Source organism: Pedobacter nutrimenti, from assembly GCF_003208655.1.
GTDB classification, from domain to species: domain Bacteria; phylum Bacteroidota; class Bacteroidia; order Sphingobacteriales; family Sphingobacteriaceae; genus Pedobacter; species Pedobacter nutrimenti.
Genome location: NZ_QKLU01000001.1, coordinates 957,605 through 981,098, shown reverse-complemented (window position 1 = coordinate 981,098; position 23,494 = coordinate 957,605). Strand labels below are relative to the sequence as shown.

The window sequence follows — 23,494 nt, the reverse complement described above, 5'->3', positions numbered from 1 at the left end:
AGATGAAAGCATTTACTTACACCCTGGCTGTTCTGTTGTTGTTGGGTACGGCAAGGACCAGCGCACAAAACATCAATCCGGACGATACCAAACTTGCAACAGCGCAACTGACGGTGGCAAGGGAAAAGTTAAAGCAGGAACTTAAAACTCCTGGAAAGGACCAGGCAGCCGTTTTGGAACGGATGCTGCAACTTGGCTTATGGAAGGAAGCCCTGGATGAGATGGGGGCAAACAGGCTTCCTTCATTTGCCCGGGACTTGCTTTGGGCAGATTATGCCATTTTGAACAATGATTTTAAAAAAGCAGAATTCCTGGCTGCTGGCGTGCTGAAAACAAAACCGGACCTGGAAAAAGCCGTGTTGTTAAAAGCTTTTCTGGAAATCCAGGCCTGGCGTTTACCAAAAGCTGCAATGATTTGTGAAAAGGCCTTGCAAAAAAAGCCTTCAGAAAAATTACAGCTGATGCTGGGCAGGGCAAGGCTCTTGCAAAAAGATTATAAAAATGCCCTGTCCATTGCCAAAGCACTCCTGAAAAGTAATCCTCAAAGTGCCGGTGCTTACCTGCTGGAAGCAGATGTTTATTTTTGGGACCAGCATCCTGAACTGGCGGAAGCACCTTTAAAAAAGTCGTTGGAGATTGATCCTTTTAATCCGGATGCGCGCTTTAGTTACGGATATGCCATTTGGAGAAGAGTAGATGCCAGGCAGCTGAATGCCATGGCTGCACAATGGGAGCTGGCTTTGGCAGTCAATCCTTTGCATTTTCAAACGAACTGGCACTGGGGGAACGGGCATACCAATTTGACCTATGCTGATTATGCCGAAAAAGACGATGAACAGGTCAGAAAAGCCTTGTCCAAAGCAGATGAACTGGTCAGGGCAAATCAGGTACAGGCCGCTATTGAGTATACACGGACAATTGAAAAACAGTATCCGGCTTCAGTGCTTCCGGGCATGCACAGGGCATCCATTTATTATATCGCTTTTGATATGGACCGCAAAAGCCGTCTGGATTCGGCCGAAAAGATTTTTCGTTCTATTTTGCTGCGTAAAAAGCACTATGGTCCGGCGCACAACGGTCTGTCGGCAGTGATCAAGTCCAAACGGATCCCATACCTGTCTGTATATGATTCCATTACCAATAAGCTGAACCATACCCAAATTAAAGATATGGAGAACTTTAGTAAGGTTTTTCCAGATGTGAATTATTATCCTGGCAATATGGTGAAAGCCATGGCCTGGAACCAGCTGTATGCTGCAGTCGTGTATTTTCCTTTCTTGTCCAAACAAGACAATGCCTTTAGGATCCCTCCATTGCACAATGATCTGGCCATTACCATGAACGCACCTTCTTTCCGGTACATGACTACTTTTGACAACAGGCAGTGGATGGACATCCGGGGCGTAGGCAGCGGCGCGGCAGCTATTGAATATGTGGAGCGGGGTGCTTATATGGAAAGGAATGTAATCCTACATGAATATGTACACCTTTTTCACGGAAGAGTGCTCACGGATGCAGAAAACAGAAAAATCAGGTCTTTGTATTACAAAGCAATGAAAGAGCAAAGGACCCTGGATTACTATTCTCAAAACAATGAGAGTGAGTATTTTGCACAAACTTATCCGGCTTATTTTGAACCGGTAAAAGTGCACCCGCTGGATTTTAAATCCATGAACACCACAGCTGATCTGAAAACCAAAGACCCTGAAATGTATCAGTTCATTGACCAGCTGGTGAAAAAAGAAAGGGCTTATCTTGCTGGCGATCAAAAAGCAATGGCTAGCAACTGGTCGGAAGTCTATTTGAACTTGAGCAATAAATTCAGACAGAAAAACCCGCGACAGGCTGCCGCTTATGTCGATACTGCATTAAACTATGATGCAAAATATCTTCCTGCTTACCTGACCATGTCCCAGCTGAGCATAGACAAAAAAGACTTCAGTGCTGCAGAAGGATGGCTTAAAAAAGGGCTTGCCATCAATGCTTCTTACGCGCCTTTGTATGCTGCATTTGCAGATCTGGCTGCTGCGAGGTTTACTGCAGGAGAAATTGATCAGAAAACCGCTGTGGAACAACAGGCCAGCCAGCTTAAAAAGGCTTTTGGGCTGGAAGATGATTATCAGGAACTGGCACGGATCAACATACAGTTAAGGGAAATGTACCGTAAAAACGGATTGATTGCGGAGGCCATTTCGGCAGCTGAACAATATGGTAAAACCGGGGCAGTTGTTTCTACGTACCTCCGGGACAGAAGAGACGATGCGCTTGCTTTCGCGGCAGCCCAGCAGTCGGCCCTTGGCTATGCTGAACCGGTAAAAGTCCTGCAGCACCTGGTCGAGCAAAAGCCACAGAATTTTGAATACAGGAACCTGTATGCCGATGCACTGGCGGCCAATCAAAAATATGAAGAGGCCATCAGGACACTAAAACAGGCCCAGCGGATCCTGGCCGCATCGGGTAATGCCAGACCAGACTATAACCTTCGCATCGCGGAATTTTATCATGCATTGAAACAACCGGATAGTGCTTCGGCTTATCTTGGGCCTTTTTTAAGCGGAAAAGCACAGGTTAGGGAAGCCGACAAACTGCGTTATGCCCGTTTGTTATCCGCAAGCGGACATCACCAGGAGGCTTCGGCGCTGATGAAAAGCCTTCCGCAAAAAGGAGATGCATTTTACCGGGCAGATTATGCCTACACGAGTGGTTTAGTGCTGGAAGCTACTGCGCCGGCAGATGCGGCATTACAGTATGAAAGCGCTTTGGAGGCAAATCCATACCTGTTTAAAGCCTATCATAAATTACTTCAAAATTATCAGTCTGCAGGGCAGCAGGAAAAAGCAGCTGCACTTAAAACAAAAATCAATGCTTTAAAGATACAGCCGGGACCGGCTGATCTGGTTCAGAATTAAAACAATTTTCAAAAAAAATAGCGCGATAATGTCAATTGAAAAACAGGAAGAAAACCAGGAAATGAAACGTGAGCTTGGGCTCTTAGACGCCACTATGCTGGTCGTGGGCTCTATGATTGGCTCAGGGATTTTTATTGTCAGTGCAGATATCACCCGGAATGTGGGCAGTGCTGGTTGGCTGATTGTGATCTGGTTATTGACAGGTGTGATTACTTTAATGGCCGCATTGAGCTATGGTGAACTGTCCGCAATGTATCCCAAGGCCGGGGGGCAATACATTTACCTGAAAGAATCTTACAATAAACTGATTGCTTTTTTATATGGCTGGTCTTTTTTCATGGTCATCCAAACGGGTACAATTGCCGCTGTGGGCGTGGCCTTTGCAAAATTTGCGGCTTATTTGTATGAGCCTTTAGGGGATCAGAATGTTTTGTATACCCTTGGGAATTTTAAAATCAATGCCGCCCAGTTGGTGGCCATCGTGACCATTGTCTTACTGACCTGGATCAACAGCCGGGGGGTAAAAAATGGTAAAATTATTCAAACCCTGCTGACCATGATTAAAATACTTTCCCTGTTTGGATTGATCCTGATGGGCCTGTTTTTTGCTTTCCGCCAAGGCACCTGGGACAGCAATTGGACGGATGCCTTCAGGGCTGTAAAATGGGATGTGGGCAGCCAAAGTTTGGTGAGTATTGGTGGGGCGACACTTTTTGCGGGTGTGATATCGGCCATGGTGGGTTCTTTATTTTCCAGTGATGCCTGGAATAATGTGACCTTCATTGCAGGTGAAATCCGGAACCCCAAAAAGAATATTGGCTTGAGCCTTTTGTTGGGGACGATGATCGTGACCCTGATTTATGTATCGGCCAATGTAATGTATACAGCTGTATTGTCCATGAAGGAAATTGCTTTTGCACCTGCCGACCGCGTCGCTGTTGCCGCCTCGCAATATATTTTTGGTGCAGCAGGTACGATTATTATAGCGGTCATGATTATGATTTCCACTTTTGGCTGTAATAACGGATTGATTTTATCGGGGGCCAGGGTATATTATACCATGGCAAAAGATGGTTTGTTTTTTTCACCTGCTGCAAAACTCAATAAGTATGAGGTGCCTGGCTGGGGTTTATGGGCTCAATGTATCTGGGCTTCTGCTTTGTGTTTAACCGGACGCTATGGCGATTTGCTGGACTATGTGATTTTTGTGGTACTGATTTTTTACATCCTAACTATAGCTGGTATTTTTATCCTCAGGAAAAAGTACCCGGAAGCAGAAAGGCCTTATAAGGCTTTTGGTTATCCTGTGATTCCAGCCTTGTATATACTGGCTGCCACGGTATTGAGTATCGCTTTGTTGTATTATAAAACGAGTACCTGCGGATGGGGGCTGGTCCTGGTGCTTCTGGGCATTCCAATGTTTTACCTTTCTCAGCGCAAGGAACCTGCAAAGCGTTAGTTGTTAATGCCCATGGCGTACAGAATAATATTTACCCCAAATTTGGTGTTGTCTTCTGCCAGAAAGCGTTTGTTCCTGAAATCATAATCCCATTCGCAGCCATAATCTTTATTGCTGTACAGTACACCAATACGGTCATTGACCAGAATGGCTTTCAGGTAATCGTGTACCAGATCGTCCCCCCAGCCATTTAATTCAAAAGAAGTGGTCGGGGGGCCTTTTTCAAATTTGAAAAAGGAATGGTAAATCTGGTGGTTGTTAGGAATTTTACGCAGGGCCTGAGGGCCAAAAAGGCTGGCCATTTGTTTTTCAAAGGAACGGGCAAATAAGCCATCAATATCGTGGTTACAATCATCTACGAAAACAAATCCGCCGTTTTGCACGTACTTTTTAAAATTAGCGGCTTCCTGCTGGTTAAATTGGACCAGCTTATGACCGCTCAGATAACAAAACGGGTACTTAAAAATATCATTGCTGCTCAGTTCAACCGTTTTTTCTTCCGGGTCCAATGGAATGGTCGTGTACTCCAGTAAGGAATTGAGCAGGTTGGATGGCATGCGTTGATCGGTATCCCAGTCTCCTGAATTGTATTTTATCCTTGCAAAAGTAAATTTAGATCGTTGCATGTGGCTCTAAAATAGCTTCAATTTTCAGGACTATCTATTTTTTTAAGCGCAGATGTTGTAATTTTTTTGATATTCTGTGTTCAGGGCCTGAAATTTCAGGTGATATCCCTTATCTTGAAACAGAATCGTTCAGTGTAATAAAATATGGCCATCGAAATTTCAGAAACAGATCTAAAATCTTTAATTCATAAATTATCCTTATTAAAAAGCGAAATCCAAAAGGTCATTGTTGGGCAGGATGTCATTATTGAAGAAATACTGGTTGCCCTGATGGCCGGTGGGCATTGTTTGTTGGAAGGGGTGCCTGGTTTGGCAAAAACACTTATGGTCAGGACCATGTCACAAGCACTGGACCTTTCTTTTCGCAGGATACAATTTACCCCGGACCTGATGCCGACCGATATCGTGGGTACAGAGATCCTGGAGGAAGATCATACGACAGGAAAACGGTTTTTTAAATTCAATAAAGGACCGATTTTCGCGCACATCATTCTGGCCGATGAGATCAACAGGACACCGCCCAAAACACAATCTGCACTGCTGGAAGCCATGCAGGAGTTTGAAGTGACCTATGGCGGACAGACTTATCCGCTGGACCGTCCTTTTTTTATACTGGCTACGCAGAACCCTATAGAACAAGCCGGAACTTATCCGCTGCCTGAAGCGCAGCTGGACCGTTTTCTATTGTACGTTAAAATTGGCTATCCAAGTGCGGCTGAAGAAACCCGTATATTAAGCAGTACAACCGGCAGTAAAAAAGAACAGGTATTGCCAGTGATTGGTGCTGCTGAGATCAGGCAGTTACAAACCTTAACAAGAGAAGTCAGCATCAGTGAAGATTTAGTGGCCTATGTGGCCGAATTGATCCGGGCCACAAGGCCTGATACCAGCACGGTCGCTTATGTGAAAGAGTGGGTGCGCTGGGGCGCTGGCCCAAGGGCAGGGCAGGCTTTAATTTTGACAGCAAAGGCAAGGGCTTTGTATCATGGCCGTTATGCGGTATTAATGGAAGACCTGCACACCATGGCCTATCCGGTACTGCGGCACCGGATATTGCTGAACTTTAAAGCAGATGCAGAGCAGTTGACGACAGATCAGGTCACTGCCGAATTACTAAAAGTAGTATCGAGGCCTAAAATCAGTATTTAATGAGCAAATTGCTGGATCCTAAAGTGATGATGGCGATAAAGGAGCTTTCCCTTTCGGCAAAAATGACCATTGATGGTTTTATGAGCGGAATCAATAAGAGCACCATAAAAGGCTCGGGATTGGAGTTCAGCCAGTACAGGAGTTATCAGCCCGGTGATGACCTGCGTTCACTGGACTGGAAAATGTTTGCCCGTTCAGACCGCTATTACATCAGGGAATCTGAAGTGGAAACCAATATTTCCATTCGTTTTTTACTGGATGCCAGTGCTTCTATGCAACACCAGGACGGAGATTTTACCAAAATGGACTATGCCCGTTATCTGGCGGCCTCACTGGCCTACCTGGGCAACCGACAGGGAGATGCCATTGGTTTGTACGTCTTTAAAGAAGGGGGTGTTTTTTCGCTGGCGCCCAAACAGGACTTTCAGCATTTGTCCAGATTGTTTTACCAGATCGAACAAATCCAGGCCTCGGGTCATTTTACCCGTCCTGTACACTATAAAGAATTGTATGCCGGTAGTGGTAAAAGAGAATTGCTTGTTTTGATGACAGATATGTATCAGCAAGGGGACGAAATTTTTAACTTGCTGGACACCCTGAATACGCTCAGGCATGAAGTGATCGTTTTTCATCTGATGTCTGCAAACGAACTGGAGCTGGACTTTAAGGGCTACAGCACCTTTGAAGATCTGGAAAGTGGAAAATCCATACAGATTGATCAGCAGCAGGTGAAAAATACCTATCAGCAAAAACTTCAGGCTTTTTTATCAGATACCCGAACAAAATTACTGGATAAGGGTATTTTTTACCGGATGATGCGTACCGATATGCCATTAGATGAAGCCCTGAGGGATTTTTTGAACCAAAGGAATAAACTTAAAATATAAGCTGTGCAATTTTTGTATCCCATAGGTCTGTTTGCGCTTGCCGGAATTGCTGTTCCGCTGCTGATTCATTTATGGAATATAAAACCTGGCCGGAGGCTGAAAATTGGCAGTATTGCTTTACTTGGTGAAGGTTCGGATCAGCGGTCCAGAAGCTTCAGGTTGAGGGACTGGTTGTTGTTGCTGCTGCGCTGCCTGTTGCTGATTTTCTTAGGTTTGATCCTGGCCGGTCCTTATCTGGATAAAAAAATGGAAAAGGATGGACCAAAAGGTTGGGTCCTGGTCCGGAAAGAAAATCTGAAACTCATTTATCATCAGAAGACTAAGGAAATCGACTCGCTGTTGAGCAGTGGCTACCAGGTGCGTGAATTTGCTCCGGGATTCCCGCAATTAAAGCTTAAAGATACCTTGGTGCTGGAAGCACCTTTGAAAATCAATAAATTAAACTATTTTTCCCTGCTGCGTGAATTGAATGAGCAATTGCCTGCCGGTTTTCCCTTGCAATTGTATGCCGACCGGCAATTGAGCAAGCTGTCCGGGTCATTGCCTGAACTGGCTTTAAAGCTTCAGTGGAATACTATAGAAAAGAAAGATAGCCTCAGCAGTTGGAAAACTTCTTTTGCAGGTAAGACTTACCTGGCCAGTTCCGGGCCTTCCTCTACCAGTTACAAAGTATTGGATCAGGGAGAGGGTACAGCCCGCATGCTCGTCTTGATCCAGGGAACAGCAAATCAGGCAGATCAGCATTACCTTAAAGCGGCCTTAAAATCAATTGGGGAGTATAGTGGTCTTAAAATTCAGGTTGATGGGTATAATGAGAAGAATTTCAGTTTGTTAAAGCCTGATTTGGTCTTTTGGCTTTCAGACCGGGAGCCAGACCAGGCTTTAAGAAAAGCCTGGAAAAAAGGGGCGGTGTTGTTGAGTTATGAACAGGGCCAGACGCTTGCCCTGCAATCCAGCATTCATTTGAATCCGGACGAACGAGGAAACCAGGACGCAGTGTTGCTGCATAAACGGATTAGTCCGGTAGTAGTTAAAGGTAGGACGGTATGGACAGATGGTTTTGGACAGCCCTTACTAAGCCTGGACGAGGACCAGGCTTTGCAACATTACCGTTTTTATAGTCGATTTAACCCCCAATGGACAGATTTGGTCTGGAGAGAAGAATTTCTGAAAGCCTTAATGCCCCTGCTTTTTGCGGCAGATGATCAGGCCCGTAGCACAGGTTTTGAACAACATCCTGACGATCAGCGGGTACAACCTGAGGCCTTGCCGCTTTCCCTTCCGGGAAATCAGTATGGTATTGAACAAAGAAGGGGTTGGAAAGAACCATTAAACCTGGTGTTTTGGGGCCTGGCTTTTTCTGTTTTTGTCCTGGAAAGAATTTTGTCTTTAAAAGCAGCAAAAGGATGAGGGGAAGCAGTGGTAAAATATGGATGGAAAATATCCGTCAGAAATGGATGCTCTTTGTCTTTCTGAAGGTGTTGATGATCAGTGCAGGTGCAGCCATGGTGATTACGGTTGTTTTTATGGATGTTCTGCATGGCGTTTTATGGCTGGCCCTTCCTGTTTTTCTTATTGCTTTTGCAGTTTTGGCCTATTGCATGCCTTTCTGGAAAGTTAGCACTCAGTCGCTTTCCGGTTTTCTGGACCGGTCTTATCCGGAATTGGAAGAAAGCAGCAGTTTATTATGTCAATCAACTGAAAGTTTATCTGTGCTGGAAAAATTCCAGCAACAGAAAATCGAAGGAAAACTGCCTCATTCGGTCGTTCCTTTTAAAAGATTGTGGAAAACCATGTTGTTTCCGCTGTTGGGTCTGTTGTTCTGTTTATTCTGGGGCTGGCTGAAGCCTTTGCAGGGTAAAGACTCTTCTCAGGGCCCGGGACGCATGGCGCTGCCGGCAAAAATCAAAGAACGCATTCCAAAAGGTATTGCTTCTTTTCAGATCCGGATCCATCCGCCATCTTATACGGGCAAAGCTCAAAGGACGCAGCAGCAATTTGCCTTAAGGGTCGAATCAGAAGCCCTGGTGGAGTGGGAAATGGAAAGCAATACACCAGCAAGGAGCATCAGGCTGTTGTTTAATGATCAGCAAGTATTGGAATTGAGAAAAGCGGGTAAAACAGGTATATGGAAGGCTAAACGCAGCTTAATGAAACCCGGTTTTTACCAGGTGGAAGTAGATGGTCAAAAGTCTGATCTTTACCAGATTGAACTGATACCAGACCTTCCGGTGCAAATTAAAATTAACCATCCGGGTCAGCACAGTGTTATTGATTACGGACAGCCACCAGTTGTGGACCTGCGGGTTTCATTAAGTGATGATTATGGGATCAGAACTGCTTTTATTGCGGCTACCCTGGCCAGCGGTAAAGGTGAAGGCGTGAGTTTTACAGAAAAAAAGCTCCTTTTTAAGACCAGCTTTAAAGATCAGAGACAGTTGAATCTGGAGAAAAGTATAGACTTGAAAGCATTAGGAATGAAGCCTGGTGATGAACTGTATTTTTTTGTAAAGGCACTTGACAATCATGGTCAGAACAGCAGTTCGGATGTGTATTATGTCTCTATGGTCGATACGACCGAACTGATGAGCCTCTCTGGAATGACCAGCAGTGTAAGCCTTGTTCCTGAATATTTCCGGAGCCAGCGGCAGATCATTATTGATACAGAGAAACTCTTAAAAGAAAAGGGCAGTCTGAGCGATCAGGCTTTTAAAGACCGGAGCAATGCGCTTGGAATGGACCAAAAATTATTGCGCCTGCGCTACGGCAAGTTTTTAGGGGAAGAATCTGAAAACGACATTGGCGACCACGAACATGAAGAAGGAGAGGAGCATCATCACCAGGAGAAAGCGGGGAGTGAAGAAGCGAAATTCGGGGACGTTAAGGAAATTATGGAACGTTACAGCCACCAGCATGATAATGCAGAAGATGCCAGTTTTTTTGAACCCCAGCTGAAAGCACAACTGAAAAATGTATTGACAGAAATGTGGAATTCTGAACTTCGTTTAAGAACATATAAAACGGTGGAGGCCCTGCCTTATGAGTACAAGGCCTTACGTTTGCTGAAAGACCTTCAGCAAAAATCCAGGGCTTATGTGGCTAAAACAACAGTTAAAATTGCGCAGCTGAAAGAAGACAAACGCTTGAGCGGCGAACTGGATAAAATCGCGCAGCCTGTTCAGAAAAGTGTTTTTAAACCAAATGAAGAAAAAGAACTGCTGCTAAAGAAAGCGCTGCTTTTACTGGAAAACAGACGGGCCAGGGTGAATTTAACCACTTCTGACCAGCTTGTCCTTCAGCAACTGGAAAGGGAAATGATTTTGGCGGCTGCCGATCATCCGGCAACTTTTCTTTCTGCGCTCCAAAAATTAAAACAAATTTCTTCTGGGAAAATGTTACCCGATGCATCGTTTTCTGAAGTGGAAAGGGCTGTTCAAAAAATAATGCCTGTACAGCCGGCTAAACCGAAAGAACAGCAAAAGGCCCCTGCATCGGCTTTGTATGAGCGTTATTTTAATCACCTTAAAGAAATGGAGCGCTAAGCATGGAAATCAGATACCTCATATATTTTCTTTGCGCCTTGCTGGTTGTTTTGCTGGTGCTAAAAGAATTTTTAAGAAAGGACAAATCCCGTTTGCTCTGGCGATTGCTTGCTAGCGTGGTGGCCTGTTTTTCCCTGCTTTTTATGATCGTTCCTTTTTCTTATACGAGCTTAGTAAAAGAAAATAAAAATGAAATCACGCTACTCACGCCTGGACTTGCTCCAGACACGGTTTCTGTTTTAAAGGGGGAACTTTACACGACAGATCCGGTGCTTTTGAATACATTTAAAAGTAAAAATGTTCGTTTCATTGCTGATTTGCCTTATTTTTTGAATACACATCCTGAGCTCAGCAAGATCAAAGTATATGGTTATGGTTTAAAAACAGAACAATTGGAGGACTGGGGAGAAACGAATCTGGAATTTCATCCTGCAGCCGGCCCTTCCGGTTTGATTTCCTGCAACTGGAATGCTGTTTTAAAATCTCCGGAAAATTTATTGGTTCAGGGGCTATATCGGAATACAGGTAAAAGAGCGGTTAAGCTGCTGTTGGAAGGACTGGGGCAAAAACAAGATTCGATACAGGTAAAAGCACTGACGGATGTCGCTTTTACCTTCCGTTACCGGCCGGTAACGGAAGGATTGCAGGTATTTAAGCTGCTGGCCCTGGAAGGAAAAGATACCATCAGCAGGGAAGATCTGCCCTTTCAGGTGAAGGCGTCCCTTCCGCCAAAGGTTGTGATGTTGTCTTCTTCCCCGGATTTTGAAGATAAATTTTTGAAAAACTGGTTGTACAAAAATAAATATCCGGTTTTGTACAGAAGCCGGATCAGTAAGGATAAATACAGTACAGATTTTTTAAACCAGGAAAAAAGTCAGGCCGGGCGGCTCGACCGGGCGCTGTTTAAAAAAACAGACCTGCTGATCCTGGACGAGCAGGAGCTTGAGGGGCTGAGCAGGGAAGAATATGCGGCTGTTGAAAAAGAAACGGCGGCAGGGATGGGTTTGCTGATCCGCAGGACCAGCGCAAAAAAAATGTCTGGTTTTGCGGGGAATTTTAATTTGTATGAAAGCCCTGTTGCTGCAGATAAATTGTTGAAAGTAGAGCTTTCCACGGCAGCGAAGACATTGGGCCGCTTAACGGTGGAACAGTCGCTTTTCCTAAAAGCCGGCACTGAGCAGGAAATCATTGCCTCAGATGATAAAGGCCGTGTATTGGCTTTAAGGAGTATGTATGGAAGGGGAAATGTATTGCTTTCTGTACTTCCATCAAGTTACCATTGGTTTTTGTCTGGTCAGACGGCTGATTATGGAACTTTTTGGTCGGAATTACTCGAAAAATCTGTTAGAAAAGGAGCGTCGGTACATCAGTGGAAAGTATGGCCTGATTTTCCTGTTGCAGGTGAACAGACCAGGTTAAGCACTGAAATAGAAGAAACAAGCAGACAGCCGGAAATCAAACTCGAAGACAGCAGGCTTTCTCCGCGCCAGAGCAGTTGGTTGCCCTTTCAATGGGATGTGGTTTTCTGGCCGCTACACCGGGGCTGGACAAATATGAGCATTGATGGAGCTATTCTATCTTTTTACGTGTATCCAAATGGGGCCTGGGAAAATGTAAAGAGCCAGCGGCGCCTGGAAAGTACTGCCCGCTTTGCCAAAGAGCGGTCTGGAGGAAAGGTTTTTTCGCAAACTGTAATTCCCCGACAGCGGGTGCTTTCTTTATGGTGGTTTTTTGGTGCTTTTCTCTGCGCTGCCGGTTTTCTATGGTATGAATCCCGTCTGCCGGGATCAAAATTTAATTGAAACTAAATTGTTATAAAAAATTTGCAGGTTCTGCGGGGAGAATAACTAAATTGGGTTATTGTAAACCTTACCAAAACAAGCAACTTGAAAAGAAAAGACTTTCTCTACTTATCCGGAATGGGTATGGGGGCATTATTGCTACCTGACCTCTCTGCTTTCGGAAACCCCATAGACCCCTTGCAGGCATTGGAAGGAGGCGTGGATGCAAAAATTAAAAAAGAACTGGCCGATGTAGCACTTAATGCGGCAAAAGCAAAAGGTGCCACTTATGCAGACATCCGCATTGGCCGTTACCTGAACCAGTTTGTCGCTACGCGTGAAAAGCGTGTACAGGGTGTGGCAAATACCGAATCTTATGGCGTTGGCGTGAGGGTATTGGCCAATGGCTGCTGGGGATTTGCTGCAACCAATAAGGTCAGCAAAGAAGACATTGCTAAAGCCGCAGAGCAGGCTGTAGCTGTTGCAAAAGCGAATTCCAAGATACAGGGTGAACCTGTACAACTGGCCAAACAGAAAGGCTACGGTGAGGTGAGCTGGAAAACACCTTTGGAAATCAATGCTTTTGAAGTTCCCGTTAAAGAAAAAGTTGACCTGCTGCTACAGGTCAATGACATTGCGATGCAAAATGGGGCCAGCTTTGTAAATTCCGTGATTTTTGCCGTCAATGAACAAAAGTTTTTTGCTTCTACCGATGGTTCTTATATTGATCAGGATGTACATCGTATTTATCCGTCTTTTAACGTAACCCGTATAGACCGTGCTTCCGGAAAGTTCCAGACCCGGTCGTCCCTGAGCTCTCCAATGGGTATGGGCTATGAGTATATGCATGCACGTCCCGAAGATAAAGTGACTGGGGTTGTAACCAGATATAAAGGTCGTTATGATATGCTGGAAGATGCCAAAGCAGCCGCTCTGGATGCGACAGAAAAAGTCAAAGCCAAATCCGTGGAACCAGGAAAATATGATTTGGTACTGGACCCTTCGCATTTGTGGTTAACCATTCATGAATCTGTAGGGCACCCAACCGAACTGGACAGGGTATTGGGCTATGAGGCCAATTATGCAGGAACAAGTTTTCTGACCCTGGACAAATGGCGTTCCAAGAAATTTAAATTTGGAAGCGATAAAGTAAATGTGATTGCCGATAAAACGCAGGTAGGTTCTTTAGGTGCTGTGGGTTATGATGATGAAGGGGTAAAGTGTAAAAAATGGGACATCATTAAAGATGGTGTTTTGGTCAACTATCAGGCCATCCGTGACCAGGCACACATCATTGGTCTGGAAGAATCACAGGGCTGCTGTTACGCACAGGGTTGGGACGATGTACAGTTCCAGCGCATGCCGAACATTTCCCTGCAGGCCGGTAAGGACAAATTGAGTGTGGATGATATGATTAAAAATGTAGAAAAGGGAATTTATATTATTGGTAACGGCAGTTTTTCTATTGATCAGCAACGTTATAATTTCCAGTTTGGCGGACAGACTTTTTATGAAATTAAAAACGGAAAAATTGCAGGAATGCTCAATGATGTCGCTTATCAGTCCAATACCCAGGAATTCTGGAATTCCTGTTCAGCCATTTGTGATCAGAGTGATTACCGTCTGGGCGGATCTTTTAACGATGGTAAAGGACAGCCTTCGCAAAGCAGCGCCGTTTCGCATGGCAGTGCCACTACCCGGTTCAATGGAGTTAATGTTATTAATACAGCAAGAAAGATTTAATTATGGCCATATTAAGTAAAGAAGAAGCCCAGGCAATATTAAAAAAGGTACTCAGCTATTCTAAAGCAGATGCCTGTGAGATCAGCTTAAGCGGATCAGATGGCGGTAATATCCGTTACGCCAGGAACGCAGTATCAACTGCAGGACAGATCAGTACCATGGATCTGGCCGTTAGTTCCACTTTTGGAAAAAAAACAGGCACAGCCACCATCAATGAATTTGATGATGCTTCCCTGCAAAAGGTGGTCAAAAGATCTGAAGAACTGGCCATGCTGGCCCCTGAAAATCCGGAGTACATGCCACCACTGGAACCCCAGACTTACCAGGAATCTAAAACTTACAATGAGAAAACTGCAGCCATTACACCCGATACCCGGGCGGAAATGGTGGCCAAGAGTTTAAGTGTATCAAAATCTGCAAGCCTGGAAGCTGCAGGCTTTCTGGAAAACTCGACCAGGTTCAGGTCCATCATGAACTCAAAAGGTCTGTTTGCTTACAATAAAGGGACTAATGTATCCTTTTCGGTAACCGTAAGGAACCAGCAGGGAACCGGATCCGGTTATATTGAACAGGATTTTAATGACCTCGATAAAATGGATACCCTGGCCCTGAGTAAAATTGCGGCAAGTAAAGCCAATGGCTCTGCTGGTGCCAAGGCCATTGAACCTGGAAAATATACCGTTATTCTGGAGCCTTTGGCCGCAAGTGATATGCTGGGCAATATGTTCAGGGGCTTTGATGCCAGAAGTGCAGATGAAGGCCGCAGTTTTATGAGTAAAAAAGGCGGAGGTACCCGTTTGGGTGAGCAACTGTTCTCAGAAAATGTAAACATATATTCCGATCCGACCAATGCAGATGTGCCTTCTGCGACCTGGAGCGGTGATGGCATACCGGTAAAAAGAACGCAATGGGTAGAAAAGGGTGTAATTAAAAATTTAAGTTATTCCAGGTACTGGGCTTCCCAAAAAGGTGTTCAGCCGCTTCCTTTTAATTCAAGTATTGTTTTGGAAGGCGGTAACCAATCTCTGGAAGATCTGATTAAAAGCACAGAAAAAGGGATTTTGGTAACCCGTTTCTGGTATATCCGTTTTGTGGATCCGCAAACCCTGTTGCTTACCGGACTCACCAGGGATGGTACATTTTATATAGAAAATGGTGAAATCAAATTCCCGGTAAAGAATTTCAGGTTTAATGAAAGTCCGGTGATCATGCTGAACAATGTGGAGGCACTGGGCAAGCCAGTAAGAACAGGAAGTGGAATGATCCCTCCGATGAAAATCAGGGACTTTACCTTTACCTCTTTATCTGACGCAGTTTAATTTGACTTAATCCCTTTATTTTGAGAAGAAGAGATTTTTTATACCTGAGCGGAGTGGGTCTGGGCGTTTCTGTTGCCCAGAGCATTCCGCTTGTTGGTAAAGCCATTTCTATAGAAGAATCGCTAAGACCTGTAGAGGTACAGCTGAAGAAAAAAATGGCCGATGTTGCCTTGAATGCAGCCAGGTCCAAAGGGGCCAGTTATGCAGATGTGAGGATTGGGAGGTATTTGAACCAGGTGATTGCCACCCGGGAACACCAGGTACAGAATATTGCAAATACAGAATCTTACGGACTGGGCATAAGGGTTATTGCCAATGGCTCCTGGGGTTTTGCTGCGACCAATCATCTGGACAATGACAGCATTGCCAAAGCGGCTGAAATGGCAGTGGCCATTGCCAGGGGCAATTCCAGGTTGCTAACTGAACCGGTTCAACTGGCACCTCAGAAAGGTTTTGGTGAAGTAAGCTGGAAAACACCCATAGAAATCAATGCATTTGAAGTTCCCGTAAAAGAAAAAATAGACCTGTTGCTCGATGTCAACCAGCAAGCCCTTAAGGGTGGGGCAAAATTTGTCAACTCGAATCTTTTTATGGTCAATGAGCAGAAGTATTTTGCTTCTACAGAAGGTTCTTATATTGATCAGGACATACACCGGATCTGGCCAACCTTTACAGTTACAAAAATAGAGGCCGGAAAGTTCGAAACCAGGAATGCCCTTAGTGCCCCTATGGGTATGGGATTTGAATATTTGCAGCCCAAAGAAACAGAGAAAATTAAAGGTGGCCCGGTGACCCTATACAAAAAACGCTACGATATGCTGGAAGATGTTAAAGAAGCTACCATGCATGTTACAGAAAAGCTGAAGGCGAAACCGGTAGAGCCGGGGAAATATGACCTGGTGCTGGACCCTTCACATTTGTTTTTAACCATCCATGAGTCTGTTGGACACCCTACAGAACTGGACAGGGTTTTGGGTTATGAGGCGAATTTTGCTGGAACCAGCTTCCTGACCCTGGATAAATGGCAAAGCGGAAAATTTAATTTTGGGAGCAAAAAAGTAAATATTCTTGCTGATAAAACGCAACAGGACTCGCTGGGAGCGGTGGGCTACGATGACGAGGGGGTAAAATGTGGTCAGTGGAACTTGATTAAAGATGGGATACTGGTTAATTACCAAACGATCAGGGACCAGGCACATATTCTGGGTTTGAAAGCCTCTCAGGGCTGTTGTTATGCAGACAGCTGGGACAGTATTCCTTTTCAGCGCATGCCAAATGTTTCCCTTGCGCCAGGTGAAGTGCCTTTGAGTGCAGCGGAAATGGTCAAAAACGTAGAAAAAGGTATTTACATGTTCGGAAGGAACTCTTATTCCATTGATCAGCAGCGCTATAATTTTCAGTTTAGTGCCCAGCTTGCTTATGAAATTAAGGAGGGTAAAATTGTTGGTCTATTAAAAGACGCGGCTTATCAATCCAATACACAGGAATTCTGGAACTCCTGTGTACAGCTTTGCGACCAGAAGGATTATCGTTTGGGAGGGACTTTCTCGGATGGTAAGGGGCAGCCAAGCCAGGCAAGTGCTGTATCTCACGGATGTCCAACAAGCCGGTTTAATGGCGTTAATGTAATCAATACGGGCAGAAAAATTTAAATAAATTTGTTTTCCCGGGCCACACGGATGGAGTCTGCCCTGGAATTGACATTCAGTTTGGAGTAGATATTTTTAATATGTGTTTTAACGGTTTCAGTTTCAATGAACAGTTCTTCTGCGATTTGGCTGCGGTCTTTTCCCTGGCTTCTTAAAATGAGTACCTCTGTTTCTCTTTTGGTTAAGGGCGAATTTTGGTTTCTTTGAAAGGACATAATGACTGTTCGGGCTACATTGATGCTCATTGGGCCACCGCCTTGGGTAACTTCCTGTATGGCATCGATAATTTTTGGAAAGGGGTTGTTTTTTGTGAAGTACCCATTTGCGCCGTTTGCAAGGGCATGAAGGATTGTTTTTTCTGATTCGTATACCGTCAGGACAATCACGTAGGTGTCTGGCAGCAATTTTTTTAGTGCCGGAAGTGCATCAATGCCGTTTGTACCTGGCAGTTGTATGTCCAGTAGAATGACATCAGGACGGTCTTTGCTCAGGTTGTTTTTTGCATGGTCAAATGAACAATAACTGGCCACAACTACGGATGAAGGGGAGTTGTTAATTAAATAAGCATATCCATCTCTGAGGGTATGGTCATCTTCAATAATAACGATTCTGAATTTAGTACTGGTCATCGTATTTATATTGGTTTTTTATGGGTTCAATTTTTAGGATAACCGAGGTGCCTGAACTGTTGGAAAATATGTTCAATTTGGCATTGATCCTTTTTGCCCTTTCATGCATGTTGTTCAGGCCATTACCCTTTTGGGAGTAATTCAAATCGAAACCTTTTCCATTATCTTTTAACAGGAAAAGAATGGTTCCGTTTTCATACGATTTGATTATAAATAAAACGTTTTTTGCCCCTGCGTATTTTATACAATTGCTAATGGCTTCCTGAAAGATCAGGAGGATATTTTTATTGAACATCAATGGGAAGCTGATCCCATTGATGTTTAAGCTGGTTACTGTCCTGACCAGAACGGTTGTTCCCCGAAAAGCATCTTCGACAAAATTTTTTAAGCGGTTACCGAGCTGTTCAAATGAATCGTTTTCAGGGTCCAGCATCCAGACCAGGTCTTTTGTGGTCGCATACAGGTCATCTGTGTTTTTTCTTATCTTTTCGATAAGTGTTATTTTTTCCTGATCTACCGGGGAAGTCCGCGTTAGCAACATGTCTGTAAGAAGCTGTATTCGGATCAGTTTATTACCCAAACCATCATGCAGGTCTTCTGCAGTTTCTTTTCTGACTTTATATTCCTGTTGCTTTCTGATCTTTCTGATCAGTTTGATTTTTCTGCTGTTTTTTCCGGCCAGTATATATCGAAATATTATATACTGGCCCATAACAAAAAAAAAGAAACTGGTTTTTGAGTAAAAGTGCTTAAATAAAGTCAGCGGCAGAAGAACTGCGCTCATGATCATTTTTATATACTTTGTCGTCACAATGCCAGATAAAAAGGCCAGTTCCTGTGCACAAGCCCAACGCTGCTTAAGTGCTATCATAAAGGGAAAATAGATTATTGACAGCAAAAAAAAATAAACAAATAGTAGTTTTAAGGACATTTTTTTGATGTATTAATTAACTATTAAATATATTTTTCAATTATGAATAAATTATACCCCTTTTAGGGGGATTTATTTTGGTATGCAGTTTTTGTGCTTTGGTTAAGGATTCTACAATTACGCAGGATCTTCTTAGTTCTTACAAGGAATTGTTTTTTAATATCTGATAAAAAAACAATTCAGGAGAGAGAATTATACAGACCCGCAGGGATTTTATATAGATGGGCAGGTTAGGGGTGGGTACGACATATCTTTCCTTTTGTTGGCTGGTAGTATAAGGATTTTAGAAAGGGGAGTTTCGCATATTCATAAATAAGGAGCTGGTCTACTTTAGTGGATATTTCAACTAATTCACTAACCAATTTTTATGATTATGAGAAAACTTATACGAAGTTTATTCGTTTTGGTCTTTTTTGTCACGGGGGCAATGGCCCAGCAGCGGACAATTACTGGAACAGTTACTGGAAAGGACGATGGTGCGCCCATTCCGGGGGGTTCTGTAAGGGTAAAAGGGACGGAAAACGGAACCTTTACAAAAGCAAATGGTACCTACTCTTTAAATGTACCCCCAGAGGCGACTACGCTCCAATTTACTTATGTTGGTTATGTTTCTGAATCCAGGGTTATCGGATCGGGAAATATCAATGTAAGTATGACCGCTATTTCAGAGGGACTAAATGAGGTTGTTGTTACAGGTTATAGCACGCAGAAACAAAGAGATTTGACTGGGGCCGTTTCTGTAATATCCGGGAAAACTATTGAAAGTTTACCCGTACAAACTTTTGACAAGGCTATGCAAGGTCGGGCAGCGGGTGTGCAGGTCACCACAAACAGCGGGCAGCCAGGCTCGGGTATATCTGTGCGCATACGTGGGGTAAATACCATCAATGGCAGTTTACAGCCTTTATATATTGTAGATGGGGTACAAATTTCTGCTGGTGGTTTATCAACTGCGACAACTCAAAATGTATTGGGAACCATTAACCCTGCAGATATTGAATCCATTCAGGTCCTGAAAGATGCGGCTACTGCTTCCATTTATGGTTCGCAGGCAGCCAATGGAGTTGTGATTGTAACCACTAAACGTGGTAAAGAAGGTAGAACGGCCATCCGGGCATCCTTTCAAAAGGGGATAAACCAGCACATGAACCCTTACGAGATACTCAATTCTAATGAATACTATGCCTTACGCAGGGAAGCCGCGGTTAACCGGGCGCTTCGTACCGGTGTTTCGGTAGCTTCTCTAATTGCAAATCTAAATAATTCAGCTTTTGGATCGGCTGCTGATCCGGTTAATTTACCAAGTGTAAACTGGTATAATGAAGTTTTCAGGAATGCACCTTTCAGTACCTATGACCTTTCGTTTAGCGGTGGCAATGAAAAAACCAAATTTTTTATATCTGGTACTTATAACGATTATGACGGCGTAGCAAAACAATCTGATTACAAAAAAGGGGGCGTGAGAGCGAATCTTGAGCATAAAGTATCAGAAAAATTTTCTATTGAAAGTAATTTGAATCTATCTTATGCCAGATCTACTGGCTACTCTCCAACGCCTGGTTTTTATATTAATACTCCTTTTACAGGAGCATTGTATATTCCTCCATATAATACCGTTTATATGCCTGACGGAAGCTATCGAAGTGGCGCCGATTTAAGAGGGGCGCAGCTTAATATTGTACAAAGTTTAATGGAGGAATTAAGAAGTACAAAAAGCTTTCAAACTGTAAGTAATTTGGCTCTTAATTATAAAGTCCTTCCTGAGCTGAGCCTGAGGGCTTTTGCAGGACTTGATTTTGCAGATGCCAAAAATTATAACTACAGGCCATCCTCGATTCCTGCTTATGCGTCTACCGGAGGAAGCGGTTCTGAGAGTTTCATCAGGAACATCAATTACAATACGAGTATTACAGCCAATTATACCAAGACATTCAATACCGACCACAACTTCTCTGCTCTGGGCGGGTTTGAGTTCAGGTCCAACGAACAAACTAATTTGGGGGCTTCGGCCCAAGGCTTTCCCAGCCCTTTATTTAAGTTGATTTCTCAGGCCGCAGTGCCTTTAACGACCACTTCAACTTACACAGGTTTTAAAATCGCCAGTTTAATCGGTAGCGTAAAATATGATTACAAAGGAAAATACCTGTTCTCAGGAAATGTTCGTTATGACGGATCATCCAGGTTTGGCGCCAATTATAAATTTGGATGGTTTGGCGGTGCTTCTGCCGGATGGCGTTTATCTTCCGAAGATTTTCTTAAATCGGCCGAATGGTTAAGCGATTTAAAACTGAGGGCAAGTTATGGTGTTGTAGGCACCCAACCAATCAATGATTTCCAGTCTATGACATTATACAGTTCACCAGGTTCGTCAGGGGCCTATAATGGCGATGCTACCATCAGACAATCTCAAATTGGGAATCCACTTTTGACCTGGGAGCAAACTGCGCAGACGGGTTTAGGTGTGGATTTTGCCTTTTTTAAAAACAGGGTTTATGGTTCCATTGATATTTATCAGAAAAGGACCAGCAAACTTTTGTTGAACAGGGTATTACCGGGTAACTCAGGTTTTTCATCCGTTTTCGAAAATGCAGGTAAACTCAATGGAAAAGGCTTGGATTTTGAAATCACAACCGTGAATCTGGATATGGACAATGGATTCAGATGGTCAACGACTTTTAACATTGCTTTAACCAAAAATAAAGTTGTTGAGGTTAATTCGGGAGCAGACAGAAATGGTACAAATACAATTGTTGGTCAGCCCTCAGATGCTTTATGGACATTCAAATACGCTGGGGTAAATCCCGCTGACGGAAGACCAATGTACTATGATAAAAACAATAACATCACCTATAATCCGGTAGCTAATGATAAAGGAAATGGGGATGACAGGATTATTGGTTTTAATAACCCTACTTCATACGGAGGTTTTGGAAATACATTCTCCTATAAAGGTCTGACTCTGGATGTTTTGTTTCAGTATCAATATGGAAACTCGTCCTATTTACAAAGTGCACAACTTTTGGAAGCTTCAGGAGATGGTGCTAACAATCAGGTAAAAAGCCAGCTTCAGAGATGGACGACACCTGGACAGCTCACCTCAGTGCCACGTCCATATGACAATTTTTTTGAACCGGGAGGTGCTAATCCAGCCAATATGTCCTCAAGGTATATTCAAAAAGCTTCTTACATCCGGTTAAAGCAAGTTACCCTGAATTACAAATTGCCTGTATCATTGACATCTAAAATTGGTGTGCCGGGTATAAGTGTATTTGTACAAGGTTTGAACCTGGCTACCATAACCAATTATCGTGGAGAAGATCCGGAAAATACAGGTAACAATCTGAATGCTTACCCAAATCCGAAGACTTTTGCCGCTGGTCTTACTTTTGATTTATAACATAGAATATGAAAAAGAAATTTATAATATATAGTCTTTCATTTGGACTTTTTTTAGGCTCATGTGAAAAAATGGTTAAAATTGAACCGCAGAATGCAATTTCTCCTAATGTAGCTTTAACAACTATTGGGGGCTATGAGGGGCTAATGAATTCTGCTTACAACAGGCTCATTGATTTTAGTTATTACGGTCGTGATTTTACGATGCTTGGAGATGTGCTGGCAGATAATGTCTATACAGAATTGAGTGTCTCAAATAATCGCTGGGTTGGCCAGAATTCCAATGTCCGGGGGGCACATTATGACATCTGGTCAATTGCTTATTCTGCCATTAATGATGTCAACACCGTAATCAATACAATTGATGCAAATATAAAGGATGCTAATGCTGCTTTAAGGGTAAAAACACTGAAAGCGGAAGCCTATGCATTAAGGGCTATGCTTTATTTTGATCTGGCCCGTGTTTATGGATACGAACCAACTAGTGTAACAGCAGGCGGTGGTTTTAACCTTAGTGTCCCGTTGCGTTTGAAATACACAGCAGGCTTACCTGAAGCCGAACAGATCCCAAGAGGGACCATAACTGATGTATATGCGAGTATTGAAAGTGATTTAAATATTGCGATTCCTTTGTTTCCAGCTGGAGCGGGACTTTCAAAGGATCGTTTCAGAATGAATAAAGGAGCAGCTTATGCGCTCTTAGGAAGAACACTTTTATATGAAGGTAAATGGGCTGCGGCAGTAACACAATTTGACAATGCCATGAATACCACAAATACAACTGCGCGTTTAATCGCTACCGGTGGTTATGTTTCAGGATTTAAAACAACGCCCAATCCAGAATCATTTTTTGAAGTTGTAATTAATCCGAATACCCAGCTCGGGGGTGTCATTGGCTCTAATGATGCATTATATTCCTATACCCATCCAACAGGGTATAATGGATTTAAAACATTTGGGGGTCAGACTGTTTCTGACGAATTATACGCTTTATTTGAGGTAAATGATGATCGTTTTAAAATGATGTTTAAATATGGAGGTACTTCACCGACTCCTCCTTTGTTTAACTGGGCAGATAAATATTCCGGTGCAACTGGCCCTTATGCCGATAACTTTAAAGTAATCCGTTTTGCTGATGTATTGCTTATGAAAGCTGAAGCACTGGCCGAACTGGGACAATATACCGATGCAGCAACGCTCGTAACGCAGTTAAGAACAAACAGAAATGCAACAATTACAGGGATCCCAACAGATGCAACAATTAAAAATTACATTCAGACAGAAAGAAGAAGAGAATTGTTTTTTGAGGGGCAAAGATGGTTTGATTTGAAGCGAAGGGCAAATGGCGTGACCAAGCCTGCAAAAACAGCGATAGGTACTATTTCCGCCTCTGATTATAGGCTTTTAGCTGGAATTCCAACTTCCGAAGTCGCGCTTGGACTAATACAGAACCCTAATTATTAAGTTTATATAA

The 23,494-nt window shown here is 43.5% G+C and carries 15 protein-coding genes; 12 read left to right on the top strand and 3 right to left on the bottom strand.

The window, feature by feature from the left end:
• Positions 1-2 precede the first annotated feature (2 nt).
• Both B0O44_RS04120 and B0O44_RS04115 read left to right on the top strand, forming a co-directional pair.
• Positions 3-2,909 (top strand): UDP-N-acetylglucosamine--peptide N-acetylglucosaminyltransferase SPINDLY family protein, encoded by a 2,907-nt coding sequence (locus tag B0O44_RS04120; protein WP_110827399.1) that lies wholly within the window; start codon positions 3-5, stop codon positions 2,907-2,909.
• Positions 2,910-2,937: 28 nt separating this feature from the next.
• Entirely contained in the window at positions 2,938-4,368 is a 1,431-nt protein-coding gene (locus B0O44_RS04115; RefSeq protein ID WP_110827398.1) for an APC family permease, read from the top strand.
• Here B0O44_RS04115 and B0O44_RS04110 read toward each other — a convergent pair.
• Positions 4,365-4,994, bottom strand: coding sequence for a DUF4159 domain-containing protein (locus B0O44_RS04110; protein WP_110827397.1), 630 nt, complete (start codon positions 4,992-4,994; stop codon positions 4,365-4,367). The two genes, B0O44_RS04115 and B0O44_RS04110, sit on opposite strands and share 4 nt — an antisense overlap.
• Before the next feature lie 144 nt (positions 4,995-5,138).
• On the opposite strand from B0O44_RS04110, the gene B0O44_RS04105 reads away from it, so the two are divergent.
• The 8 genes from B0O44_RS04105 (at position 5,139) to B0O44_RS04070 (ending at position 17,067) form a co-directional block, all read left to right on the top strand.
• A complete protein-coding gene (locus B0O44_RS04105) occupies positions 5,139-6,143 on the top strand; it encodes an AAA family ATPase (RefSeq protein WP_110827396.1) in 1,005 nt (334 codons plus the stop codon).
• The gene (locus B0O44_RS04100) at positions 6,143-7,030 is read left to right on the top strand and encodes a DUF58 domain-containing protein (RefSeq protein ID WP_245943575.1); all 888 of its coding nucleotides are present in this window, start codon (positions 6,143-6,145) and stop codon (positions 7,028-7,030) included. The genes B0O44_RS04105 and B0O44_RS04100 overlap by 1 nt, the downstream gene beginning before the upstream one ends.
• A gap of 3 nt (positions 7,031-7,033) precedes the next feature.
• Positions 7,034-8,440 carry a BatA domain-containing protein gene (locus tag B0O44_RS04095; RefSeq protein ID WP_110827395.1) on the top strand — a complete coding sequence of 469 codons (1,407 nt, stop codon included), beginning with the start codon at positions 7,034-7,036 and terminating at the stop codon, positions 8,438-8,440.
• A complete protein-coding gene (locus B0O44_RS04090) occupies positions 8,437-10,572 on the top strand; it encodes a hypothetical protein (RefSeq protein ID WP_110827394.1) in 2,136 nt (711 codons plus the stop codon). Before B0O44_RS04095 ends, B0O44_RS04090 begins: the two co-directional genes overlap by 4 nt.
• 2 nt (positions 10,573-10,574) lie before the next feature.
• Positions 10,575-12,374: a hypothetical protein gene (locus B0O44_RS04085; protein ID WP_110827393.1), complete on the top strand. Its 1,800-nt coding sequence runs from the start codon at positions 10,575-10,577 to the stop codon at positions 12,372-12,374.
• Positions 12,375-12,458: 84 nt separating this feature from the next.
• Positions 12,459-14,096, top strand: a complete 1,638-nt coding sequence (locus tag B0O44_RS04080) for a TldD/PmbA family protein (protein WP_110827392.1) — start codon at positions 12,459-12,461, stop codon at positions 14,094-14,096.
• A gap of 2 nt (positions 14,097-14,098) precedes the next feature.
• Positions 14,099-15,415 (top strand): TldD/PmbA family protein, encoded by a 1,317-nt coding sequence (locus tag B0O44_RS04075; RefSeq protein ID WP_110827391.1) that lies wholly within the window; start codon positions 14,099-14,101, stop codon positions 15,413-15,415.
• A gap of 20 nt (positions 15,416-15,435) precedes the next feature.
• Positions 15,436-17,067 (top strand): TldD/PmbA family protein, encoded by a 1,632-nt coding sequence (locus B0O44_RS04070; protein ID WP_110827390.1) that lies wholly within the window; start codon positions 15,436-15,438, stop codon positions 17,065-17,067.
• On the opposite strand, the gene B0O44_RS04065 is transcribed toward B0O44_RS04070, so the two are convergent.
• Together B0O44_RS04065 and B0O44_RS04060 are read right to left on the bottom strand one after the other, a co-directional pair.
• On the bottom strand, positions 17,064-17,693 hold the full coding sequence (locus B0O44_RS04065) for a response regulator (protein WP_110827389.1): 630 nt from the start codon (positions 17,691-17,693) through the stop codon (positions 17,064-17,066). The two genes, B0O44_RS04070 and B0O44_RS04065, sit on opposite strands and share 4 nt — an antisense overlap.
• Positions 17,680-18,564, bottom strand: coding sequence for a sensor histidine kinase (locus tag B0O44_RS04060; protein ID WP_170123265.1), 885 nt, complete (start codon positions 18,562-18,564; stop codon positions 17,680-17,682). The genes B0O44_RS04065 and B0O44_RS04060 overlap by 14 nt, the downstream gene beginning before the upstream one ends.
• Before the next feature lie 433 nt (positions 18,565-18,997).
• On the opposite strand from B0O44_RS04060, the gene B0O44_RS04055 reads away from it, so the two are divergent.
• Positions 18,998-22,021 (top strand): SusC/RagA family TonB-linked outer membrane protein, encoded by a 3,024-nt coding sequence (locus tag B0O44_RS04055; protein WP_170123264.1) that lies wholly within the window; start codon positions 18,998-19,000, stop codon positions 22,019-22,021.
• Positions 22,022-22,092: 71 nt separating this feature from the next.
• Positions 22,093-23,484 carry a RagB/SusD family nutrient uptake outer membrane protein gene (locus B0O44_RS04050; RefSeq protein ID WP_170123263.1) on the top strand — a complete coding sequence of 464 codons (1,392 nt, stop codon included), beginning with the start codon at positions 22,093-22,095 and terminating at the stop codon, positions 23,482-23,484.
• Positions 23,485-23,494 lie beyond the last annotated feature (10 nt).

Excerpts from the sequence above, each read along its gene's own strand:
- B0O44_RS04065 (WP_110827389.1), bottom strand. The coding sequence starts at position 17,693 with ATGACCAGTACTAAATTCAGAATCGTTATTATTGAAGATGACCATACC.
- B0O44_RS04105 (WP_110827396.1), top strand. The coding sequence starts at position 5,139 with ATGGCCATCGAAATTTCAGAAACAGATCTAAAATCTTTAATTCATAAA.
- B0O44_RS04055 (WP_170123264.1), top strand. The coding sequence starts at position 18,998 with ATGAGAAAACTTATACGAAGTTTATTCGTTTTGGTCTTTTTTGTCACG.
- B0O44_RS04050 (WP_170123263.1), top strand. The coding sequence starts at position 22,093 with ATGGTTAAAATTGAACCGCAGAATGCAATTTCTCCTAATGTAGCTTTA.
- B0O44_RS04085 (WP_110827393.1), top strand. The coding sequence starts at position 10,575 with ATGGAAATCAGATACCTCATATATTTTCTTTGCGCCTTGCTGGTTGTT.
- B0O44_RS04090 (WP_110827394.1), top strand. The coding sequence starts at position 8,437 with ATGAGGGGAAGCAGTGGTAAAATATGGATGGAAAATATCCGTCAGAAA.
- B0O44_RS04120 (WP_110827399.1), top strand. The coding sequence starts at position 3 with ATGAAAGCATTTACTTACACCCTGGCTGTTCTGTTGTTGTTGGGTACG.
- B0O44_RS04100 (WP_245943575.1), top strand. The coding sequence starts at position 6,143 with ATGAGCAAATTGCTGGATCCTAAAGTGATGATGGCGATAAAGGAGCTT.
- B0O44_RS04110 (WP_110827397.1), bottom strand. The coding sequence starts at position 4,994 with ATGCAACGATCTAAATTTACTTTTGCAAGGATAAAATACAATTCAGGA.
- B0O44_RS04060 (WP_170123265.1), bottom strand. The coding sequence starts at position 18,564 with ATGATAGCACTTAAGCAGCGTTGGGCTTGTGCACAGGAACTGGCCTTT.
- B0O44_RS04075 (WP_110827391.1), top strand. The coding sequence starts at position 14,099 with ATGGCCATATTAAGTAAAGAAGAAGCCCAGGCAATATTAAAAAAGGTA.
- B0O44_RS04115 (WP_110827398.1), top strand. The coding sequence starts at position 2,938 with ATGTCAATTGAAAAACAGGAAGAAAACCAGGAAATGAAACGTGAGCTT.